Source organism: Spirulina subsalsa CS-330 (genome assembly GCF_028330765.1).
Classification (GTDB): domain Bacteria; phylum Cyanobacteriota; class Cyanobacteriia; order Cyanobacteriales; family Spirulinaceae; genus Spirulina; species Spirulina subsalsa_A.
This window is the reverse complement of the sequence record NZ_JAQMTY010000128.1, coordinates 1-9,303: the sequence shown is the minus strand read 5'-3', so window position 1 is coordinate 9,303 and position 9,303 is coordinate 1. Positions and strand designations below refer to the sequence as shown.

The following is a 9,303-nucleotide window of genomic DNA, read 5'->3' as shown; positions in this document are numbered from 1 at the left end:
ATAGCTTCGGCGTGGGCTTTAAGCTCGGCTTGGGTTTGGGTATCCATTAGGTTGTGTTTCGGGTTCTGATTCCATGATGCCGATTTTAGCTTGCTTCTCTCCTGAGCATTTATACTCATTGCATAACTGGGATGCACCCCATGAACACGCACAATGGAGCGGGATAAGTTGATATAGACATCATTCGTCAGTAGGGGATTCATCCCGACGAGACTGAGGCCAAAGGTGGAGGCTTTAGCGGTGGCCATGGTGAGATTTTGGCCCGTTACACTTTGGAGAATCGCCTCTAGCCCTCCCGCGAGAAATCGCTCGCCCGGTAGAGCCAAAATCGCGAAGGCGAGCAGTTCTTTGCGGTATTGGCCGAGGTGTTCCCAGCCGGAGGCAATGAGCGCCAAGCTGAAGGCAAAGATCAGGGGTAGTGCTTGGACGAAAACCCCGCCGCTAGAAATCTGTAACGTTTTAAAGAGAGCGAGTCCGAGAATTGTGGTTCCGAGTAGACTAGAGAAGAGGGTGCTGTGGAATGTCAAGGATTCTTTTTTATCCCAGACCATGGAGGCGATCGCCCCCCAAAAAATAAAACTAATACTCAGACTTTTCATGTCTCCCGTCTGATCCGTCAGCGCGAGATGAAACAGCATCAAACTCGCCGCTAATCCTAACAGCCAATAGCGAGTCTCTTGGGCAACTTTGAGAGTATTTAACATAGAGTGATGGTGATGAGGGACGAAGTCAGCGGCGATCGGATCTAACGGTTTGGCCCAACTCTCTTGGAGTGGGGGCGATCCAGATTGATCCAGAGGGTGGCAACTCAGGAACCATAACCTGCGTCCATTGCTTTAGATCCAACGGTTGAGCCTGATCACTAAAGCCGCCATTTTCCAACTATAACCGGAACTGAAAAACGCTTTTTTTCTCTGATCAGGGTCAAATTCTTCAAAATCCTTCGGGAATCATCGAATCCAGTGATGTAGATTAATCTAGCCCTTGACAGAGGTCACCCGTTTTGTCTCTAAATTCCCCTATTCTGGGGGATGAGGGGTCATTCCCCCCGGCTTGACCGATGCGATCGTTTTCCTCCCCTTCGATTGATAGAAATTGCCATGTCACAAACTTCCTTTAGCACGCCCCCAGATGACCCTACGCTTGATGCGCCCCTAGGGTTATCAGATCGTGACACGTTCTCCTCTTCTGCGGTTGATGATGTCAGCAATGATGTGGACTACACCGAAAGTGATGACACCCCAGAGGTGAAGCGCACGGGTCGCACCACAACGGATCTCGTTCGACTCTACCTCACCGAAATTGGCCGGGTTCCCCTCCTCAAGCGCGATGAGGAGGTGTCCGAAGCCCAAATTATTCAGCGTTATGTGCAATTGATGGAATTGCGCAGCCAAGCGGCAGAACAGGGCGAAATTCCCGACCCCTTGCTGCTGTGTAAACTCCTGCTCCGCTGCCCTGAGGCGGATGACCTCTGGCATCTTTATCTCCTGTACCGCCATCACTTGCAGGTGATGTATCGGTTTGTGCTGTTGATTCAAGCCCACGATCGCCTCGCCTCTCAATTGGGCCATCGCCCCTCTTGGGAACGCTGGGCCCGGACGCTAGAGATGGAAACCGATCAGCTTAAACAAGTCCTCTCCCAAGGCAAAGCCCATTGGGCCATGATTGCGGAACTAACCGTGGCGGAACTGGATGAGGCGCAAAAATCCGGGATTCAAGCCAAAGAGCATATGATCAAGGCGAATTTACGCCTGGTGGTGTCGGTGGCGAAGAAGTATCAAAACCGGGGCTTGGAACTGTTGGACTTGATCCAAGAGGGAACCCTGGGCCTAGAACGGGCGGTGGAGAAGTTTGACCCGACGAAGGGTTATCGCTTCAGTACCTATGCCTACTGGTGGATTCGCCAGGGGATTACGCGGGCGATCGCCACCCAAAGCCGCACGATCCGCCTCCCGGTTCACATCACCGAAAAACTCAACAAAATCAAAAAAGCCCAGCGCAAAATTTCCCAAGAAAAAGGCCGCACCGCCCGCACCGAAGACATCGCCAAAGAGCTAGACATGACCGCCGAACAGGTGCGGGAAGTGCTCCTGCGTGTGCCGCGATCGGTGTCTTTGGAAATCAAGGTCGGGAAAGAAAAAGACACCGAATTGGGTGATCTCCTGGAAACCGAAGAAGCCTCCCCCGAAGATAATTTGATGCGGGAAGCGTTGCTGCGGGAGTTGCAACAACTGTTAGCTGACCTCACCACCCGCGAGCGGGAAGTGATCCAACTGCGCTATGGCTTAAAAACCGGTAATCCCTATTCCCTCGCAGAAATTGGCCGCGCCCTCGAACTGTCACGGGAGCGGGTACGCCAAATCGAAGCCAAGGCGTTGCAAAAACTCCGCCAACCGAAACGCCGGAATCGCGTGCGGGATTATTTGGAAAATTTGACGTGATGATACCGTAACGGCAAAGCGTGCTAATTGTGACGTTTAGCAGCATGGAGACAATTCCGTTTCCATGTTGTTTTTTGATCTGTCGCGATGGTTGGGGGGTTGAAGTGCGATCGCACCTCCTGCCGTTCACGATCCGTAAAGCCTTGCTACACTAAGGAGCTATGCAATTCATTCACCCTCGTCTATTTAGTCTGCATGGCTACGCAATTTATTAATCCCTTCATCAATATTCTGCAAGCGGGTCTGCCCACACCAGAGGCATTTGGCCAAGCTGCCTATACGACCTTTCAATACGGAAAAAGTGCGATCAGTTTGGCTCATAAGACCGTGGGCGATCGCATTGTGGATTGGTTTCTCGGCGATCAACGCCCCGCCACCCAGCGGTTATCGCGGGAATTGCTCCAGACCCTCCAAAAACGTCAGCAAGATTTGCTAGAGGAAGATTGGCAGGATGCCCAAGCGGGGCTTTATCCGGAAACGCTGCTGTTTGAAACGGCGTGGGATGATGTGGTGCGCTACTATCCCCAGGTGTGGATCGATTGGCTGACGGTGGTAGAACGGCGGCGCAACCAGGAAAAACACACCTTTGCGCCAGAGGTTGATCGCGATCGCTACCCGGCCTACTATCTCCAAAACTTCCATTATCAAACCGATGGCTACCTCAGCGAGCAATCGGCGAATCTCTACGATTTGCAAGTGGAAATCCTGTTTAATGGGGCAGCGAATCCGATGCGGCGACGGATTCTCAAGCCGTTAAAACAAGGCATCGGGGCAGAGTTCGAGGCGATCGCACCGGCGGATCTCAAGATTCTCGATGTGGCCTGTGGCACGGGCTACACCCTCCAAGCCCTCCGCGCCACCTTCCCCCAGGCCGCCCTCTACGGTGTGGATCTGTCCCCCGCCTATCTCCGCAAAGCGAACCAAATCCTCAGTGCGCAACCCGGTGAACTGCCCCAACTGATCCAAGCCCCCGCCGAAGCCCTGCCCTATCAGGACAACTATTTTCACGGCCTCACCTCCGTTTTCCTGTTCCATGAACTGCCCGGTTCAGTGCGACGAGAGGCGATCGCTGAAATGTTCCGCGTTCTCAAACCTGGCGGCACAGTGGTGCTCTGTGATTCGGTTCAAATGATGGATATTGAAGGGTTTGGGCCGATGCTCGAAAATTTCCCGGCCCTCTTCCATGAACCCTACTATCGTCACTATTGCCAAGATGATCTCGTCGCCCACTTAGAGCAGGCCGGATTTACCAACGTGACCACCACCACCCACCACGTCAGCAAGTATTGGCTGGCCCACAAACCGAGTTAACCCGGTGCAACCCTGCACCGAAGGTTTCGGAATCTTGCTACATTAACGGGGGGCACTGGCCCGTTTTTTTTCGTTGGTAATGTGGTTTGGCATGGCTTCTCCTCCCTGTATTGATATTATTTTGGGCACGCGCCCCGAAGCGATTAAACTCGCTCCGGTGATTCAACAGTTTCGCCAAGCAACCTCCCTCAAAACGCGGGTGATCTTAACCGGGCAACACCGGGAAATGGTGGATCAAGTGATGGCGCTGTTTGAAATCCAAGCCGATCATGATCTGGAGATCATGCAGCCCCGGCAAACCTTGACGGATATCACCCAACGCACCTTAGCGGGATTATCGGCATGGTTTGAGCGCGATCGCCCCGCCTGCGTTTTAGTCCAAGGGGATACCACCACCGCCTTCGCCGCCGCCCTCGCCGCCTTTTATCAACAAATTCCCGTCGGTCACGTCGAAGCCGGATTACGCACCGATAACCTCTTCAACCCCTACCCCGAAGAAGCCAACCGCCGCCTCATTTCCCAACTCGCTCAACTTCACTTTGCCCCCACGTCGATGGCCGTGGCTAACCTGGCCAAATCCGATGTAACCGGCGCAGTGCATCAAACGGGCAACACCGTGATCGATGCGCTGCTACGGGTGGCGGCGACCCATCCCCCCTGCCCCGTGCCGGGCCTGGATTGGGAGCAATATCGCGTCATCTTGACGACGGTGCATCGTCGGGAAAATTGGGGCGAACCCCTGCGCGATATTCTGGCGGGGTTAACCCAGGTGTTGACCGATTGCCCCGATGCGGCGCTGCTGTTGCCGATGCACCGCAATCCCACGGTGCGGGAACCGATTCAGCAGGCGTTAGGGGATCATCCCCGTGTTTTTTTAACGGAGCCGCTGGACTATGGGCAGTTGGTGGGGGCGATTCAACGCTGTACGCTATTGCTGACGGATTCGGGCGGACTGCAAGAAGAAGCGCCCAGTTTGGGGAAGCCGGTGCTGGTGTTGCGGGAGACGACGGAACGCCCGGAGGCAGTACAGGCGGGGACGGCGAAATTAATCGGCACGGCTCCGGCGGCGATCGCATCCCACGCCCAAGTATTACTCAGCGATCGCGCCGCCTATGATGCGATGGCGACGGCGATTAATCCCTTTGGCGACGGCCAAGCGTCGGCGCGAATTTTAGCGATCGTGCAGGATTTTCTAGCATCTGGGACAGTAACAGACTAATGGAACACGGAATGATCTGGAGCGTAGCCCAGGGGATACGCACGGAAATCTTGATGCGGGAACGGAACAATACGCCATGACGGTTGCGCTTTCGATTCAGAACCTCCAGTTTGACTATGCCCAGGGTCTGCCGTTGTTTCGCGATCTCTCGTTAACCCTGAAGGCGGGGGAAAAGGTGGGACTCGTGGGGCCGAATGGAGCGGGGAAAACCTCGCTATTTTTATTGATTTCGGGGGTGCTTGCGCCGCAGCGAGGGACGATTGAGGTGTTTGGGCAACCGGTGCGGCGGGGACGGTTTCAGCCAGCGGTGGGGTTGGTGTTTCAAAATCCGGATGATCAATTATTCTGTCCGACGGTGCGGGAGGATGTGGCGTTTGGGGCGGATAATTTGGGGCTACCGGATGCAGAGGTACGCGATCGCGTCGATCGGGCGTTACAGATGACGGGGATTGAACATTTGGCCGATCGCGCCCCCCACCAGCTTTCCGGGGGTGAAAAATGTATGGCGGCGATCGCCTCCGTTCTCGTCATGCATCCCCGCTTAATGCTCTACGACGAACCCACGGCCCATCTTGATTTGGCCGCCCGCCGTCAATTGATTGAGTTTTTTCACCACGCCTCGCAAACCCTGTTAATTTCCTCCCATGATTTAGAAATGATCGTGGAAGTGTGCGATCGCACCCTCCTCCTCAACCATCAGCAGATTCTCGCCGATGGCCCCACCAAAACCGTCCTCGCCAACGCCGAACTCCTCGCCGCCAATCGCCTCGAAGTGCCCCACTCCCTCCGCTAATCCCCAGAGTTGAAAACGGGCAACCCCCTGGATCAACTCCTGATACCAATGCTTTAAATTCACGCTACAAAACAAGGGGCTTAAGCCCCTTGCCTGAGTCATGGCATGGGGCTTAAGCCCCTTGCCTGAGTCATGGCATGGGTAGTTCTATTTTAGGAAATTGGTATGACCCCTACGACAATGGCGATCGCGGCAGCGTCACCGTAAAGCAACTGCCCACCCCCAATTCCGACTCAAAAATAATCGTCCCGCCCAACAGTTCCACACATTTACGGGCGATCGCCAACCCTAGCCCCGTCCCCGGCACTGTGCCCACATTTCCCGCCCGGTGAAAACATTCAAACAAGCGCGGCCGATCCGCCGGCGGAATGCCAATGCCGCGATCGCTCACCTGAAAAATTGCCAACTGGGGCGTAATCTCCAACCTCAACTGCACCGACTGATCCAGCGCCGAATATTTCAGCGCATTGGACAGCAAATGCGTCAACACCTGCTGCAACAGGATCGGGTCAACCTCCACCTCCACATCCTCCCCCGTCAACTGGAAATGAATCCGCACCCCATCTTCCGGATTCACCACCGCCAACTCATCCATACTCTGGCGACAGACCCGCACCACATTCGTCGGCTGGTGCTGCACCTCCATTTCCCCCGCCTCCGCCTGGCTCACCCACAACACCTCATTGATCAACTTATTCATGTGCTGAGTTGCCCGGCAAATTTGCTGAAAACAGTTGTGACGCTGCCTCGTATTCAAGCGGGAATATTGATGGGCCAGGGATTCCGCCGCTAGGGAAATCACTGTTAAGGGGGTGCGATATTCATGGGAAATCGTGCGGATCATGCGAGATTTTAACTCGCTCAATTCTTTTTCCTTCAGTAAAGCTTTGTCTTGTTCTTCTTGGTGAGTGGAGGATTCTGCCTGCAACAAAACGCGCAATTGCTGCACCGAGATCGCCGCCTGTTGTGCCACATACAACGCCGATTGTTGATGGGCATCCGTGAACGGAGTCGAGTCCACCGATGCGATTAACAACAGGCCGAACACCGGCGCAGCGGGGGAACTGTGATCCAAAATGGGAACGACAAACTGCGATCGCAACGTCTTAATCAGGCCCGATATCGTCGGATCAGTCGGATAATGAACCTGGTGCAACCGCAACGCATGATCCTGTAAATCCGACTGTTGCTGTTGACTGAGATGATGCAACAGGGTTTGAATTAAATCCGCTTGGGTTTGGTTCAGCAGCGGCTGTTTACTGCGGAAAAACAGTTCACAGGTTTTAGGGTGCATCAAGACCCCCGCTGTCACATCACAGGGAACCAGCAATTGCAACTGTTCGAGCAGCGATTGAAACAGTTGTTCGTAGTCTAAAATTGATCCAATTTGCTCGGCCAGATGGTGAAATAATTCCCACTGCATCGTGCGCTGTCGCACTTGGGCCTCAATCCGCTCCTCGATCTGGGCTTGCAGCGATCGCAATTCCTGCTGCGCGATCGCTAACTGAGCTTCGGCTTGATGGCGCAGTTGACGTTCATGGTTCAACTCTTGCTGTAACGGCATCAGATCGAGAGGTTGTGCTGTCGCTTTTGCTAATGGGTCGGATTTGTCCTTGCCTATCTCTGTCAAAACATTGCTCGGAATGACATCATGCGATCGCGAAGATCTAAAACTTCAGATCTTCAGGATGGATTGGGAAACAATTGCATTCAATAGGGTGATTTTTATCAACTTCAATAACCGAATCCTTAGCATTGTAAACTCTTTTAGAAAACTATTAAATTTTCTTAACGTCTTGCACAGACTTGAGCGCATCCCCGCAACGGGTGTGGTTTGATCAGGGGTGCGATTCATTCACCCATGCTCTATGCCGGTTCAATTACGCCCCACCACCCCAGATGATCTTGACTTTGTCATCATGGCGGAAAACCATCCTGATAACAACCGCTATATTCAGCAATGGCCACGCGAACAACACGCAGCGGCGTTAAATGACCCCAATATTGCCCATTCCATCATCATTCACCCCGACCATGCCAAGCCCATCGGCTATACGATTCTTATTGGTTTAGCCAGTCCTCACCGCTGCATCACCCTCCAGCGTTTTGTCGTCATGGTCAAGGGCCGAGGCTATGGCCGGCAAACCTTAGAACGAATTCTCAATCAGGTGTTTAACAAGCATCAAGCCCACCGATTTCAACTCGACGTGAAAGACTCCAACACCCGCGCCCAATCTCTCTATCAATCCTTGGGGTTTGTGGTCGAAGGCACATTGCGCGACTGCATTTATACGCAATGGGGTTTTGAATCGTTCCTGATGATGTCCATCTTAGAATCCGAATATCGCGATCGCATCACCCCTAACTAAAATGCCGCTTAAATCTCGGATCAAGATGATGCTTTTTCCGCTGGTTGCAAGTGCGGCACAGGGTTTGTAAATTACTGAGATCATTCGTGCCCCCTTTCGCCAAGGGAATAATATGATCCACCTGCAACTCTGCCTGACTGCCGCAACTTTTGCAAGTATTGCGATCGCGCTCAAACACAAACGTCCGCACCTCCGGCGGCATCGGAATCCGTGGCGTTTTCTTCTGCATTACTTCACCATTCCCCACTAAAAAATCTCACAAAGAACGCCGAATATCATCTAAAGAATTTACTCTGTTTTTGTGCTGTAATCCTCTTTTCGATAGCAATCTCAAATGATTTATAGATAGAAAGAGAGCTTAAATCCCTTTTTAATAAAAATCCAAGACTTACAATGAATTTAGGATTTTCATAGAATATCTTGCATAATCTCATCAAAATAGATTCAATAAAAAATGTCCTTATCTGTATAAAAAATCAAGGTCTATCTTGGTCATCTAGGCAATATTCAAACGTTATCTTGACCTTCACTCGTCGAATTTTCCACTTGCCGTCAATGAATGTATTTAAGAGTCCAAATTGAAAACTTTCTGTCTCCCATTGATGAGAGGAAGATAAGGCACTATGCCAATGCAGTTTCATCAAAATGACGGCATTATGGCATATTTTTTGAATGGTGGTGATTAACGTCAGGTTCGGATAATGATTGAGAGGGATTTGACCTATTTCCTGAAAAGAATGCTTATCGCTTCCCTCTCCGGTTAGTGCTTCACAGGATTGACTCATCACAATTAGCCCCAAAAGTGCAGATATTGCAAATATATCAAAAGAACATGAAGAAATCAATCAAAAAAATAATGATTTTTTAACAAAGAGTTGAACAATAATCTGATCCACGCAGGTTGTGCGTGTAATCACTGAATTTAATGTATTGAGTAAAACTTAATGTAGCAAGGTGAGCATTGCCCACCCTGCTACTATAGCAATCCCATTTGATTCATGAACAGGCAAGGGGCTTAAGCCCCTTGTTGAGGGTGCATCCCAGTTATGCAGATAGTACATAGAGATTAATAGAGTTCACCATTGAGATAAGCACAACGGTGTAGAAGAACCTTAGGCACATTGTGGCGAGACCACTGAGCCCCAGACCGTTTAACGCGGGCAGCAATTT

8 protein-coding genes are annotated in these 9,303 nt (G+C 51.9%); 5 read left to right on the top strand and 3 right to left on the bottom strand.

The window, feature by feature from the left end; genetic code table 11:
- The coding region (locus tag PN477_RS08660; protein WP_272147161.1) for an archaeosortase/exosortase family protein at positions 1-704 on the bottom strand (704 nt) is incomplete at its 3' end.
- 396 nt (positions 705-1,100) lie between these two features.
- Here PN477_RS08660 and sigC point away from each other — a divergent pair.
- The 4 genes from sigC to PN477_RS08640 all read left to right on the top strand — a co-directional run bounded on the left by sigC (position 1,101) and on the right by PN477_RS08640 (position 5,764).
- Positions 1,101-2,441: an RNA polymerase sigma factor SigC gene (sigC, locus tag PN477_RS08655; RefSeq protein WP_272117689.1), complete on the top strand. Its 1,341-nt coding sequence runs from the start codon at positions 1,101-1,103 to the stop codon at positions 2,439-2,441.
- A gap of 195 nt (positions 2,442-2,636) precedes the next feature.
- Entirely contained in the window at positions 2,637-3,752 is a 1,116-nt protein-coding gene (locus PN477_RS08650) for a class I SAM-dependent methyltransferase (RefSeq protein ID WP_272117687.1), read from the top strand.
- 91 nt (positions 3,753-3,843) lie between these two features.
- The gene (wecB, locus tag PN477_RS08645) at positions 3,844-4,971 is read left to right on the top strand and encodes a non-hydrolyzing UDP-N-acetylglucosamine 2-epimerase (RefSeq protein ID WP_272117685.1); all 1,128 of its coding nucleotides are present in this window, start codon (positions 3,844-3,846) and stop codon (positions 4,969-4,971) included.
- A gap of 76 nt (positions 4,972-5,047) precedes the next feature.
- Positions 5,048-5,764 (top strand): energy-coupling factor ABC transporter ATP-binding protein, encoded by a 717-nt coding sequence (locus PN477_RS08640; RefSeq protein ID WP_272117683.1) that lies wholly within the window; start codon positions 5,048-5,050, stop codon positions 5,762-5,764.
- Between the two features lie 172 nt (positions 5,765-5,936).
- Here PN477_RS08640 and PN477_RS08635 read toward each other — a convergent pair whose 3' ends face one another.
- Entirely contained in the window at positions 5,937-7,328 is a 1,392-nt protein-coding gene (locus tag PN477_RS08635) for a sensor histidine kinase (protein ID WP_272117681.1), read from the bottom strand.
- 304 nt (positions 7,329-7,632) lie between these two features.
- On the opposite strand from PN477_RS08635, the gene PN477_RS08630 reads away from it, so the two are divergent.
- Complete coding sequence (locus PN477_RS08630) at positions 7,633-8,133, top strand: GNAT family N-acetyltransferase (protein WP_272117680.1); 501 nt, start codon at positions 7,633-7,635, stop codon at positions 8,131-8,133.
- Here the strand turns inward: PN477_RS08630 and PN477_RS08625 are convergent.
- Positions 8,126-8,362, bottom strand: coding sequence for an HNH endonuclease (locus PN477_RS08625; RefSeq protein WP_272117678.1), 237 nt, complete (start codon positions 8,360-8,362; stop codon positions 8,126-8,128). The genes PN477_RS08630 and PN477_RS08625 overlap by 8 nt on opposite strands.
- Positions 8,363-9,303 lie beyond the last annotated feature (941 nt).

Coding starts and splice junctions, on each gene's coding strand:
- PN477_RS08630 (WP_272117680.1), top strand. CDS start 7,633: ATGCCGGTTCAATTACGCCCCACCACCCCAGATGATCTTGACTTTGTC.
- sigC (WP_272117689.1), top strand. CDS start 1,101: ATGTCACAAACTTCCTTTAGCACGCCCCCAGATGACCCTACGCTTGAT.
- PN477_RS08640 (WP_272117683.1), top strand. CDS start 5,048: ATGACGGTTGCGCTTTCGATTCAGAACCTCCAGTTTGACTATGCCCAG.
- PN477_RS08625 (WP_272117678.1), bottom strand. CDS start 8,362: ATGCAGAAGAAAACGCCACGGATTCCGATGCCGCCGGAGGTGCGGACG.
- PN477_RS08650 (WP_272117687.1), top strand. CDS start 2,637: ATGGCTACGCAATTTATTAATCCCTTCATCAATATTCTGCAAGCGGGT.
- PN477_RS08635 (WP_272117681.1), bottom strand. CDS start 7,328: ATGCCGTTACAGCAAGAGTTGAACCATGAACGTCAACTGCGCCATCAA.
- wecB (WP_272117685.1), top strand. CDS start 3,844: ATGGCTTCTCCTCCCTGTATTGATATTATTTTGGGCACGCGCCCCGAA.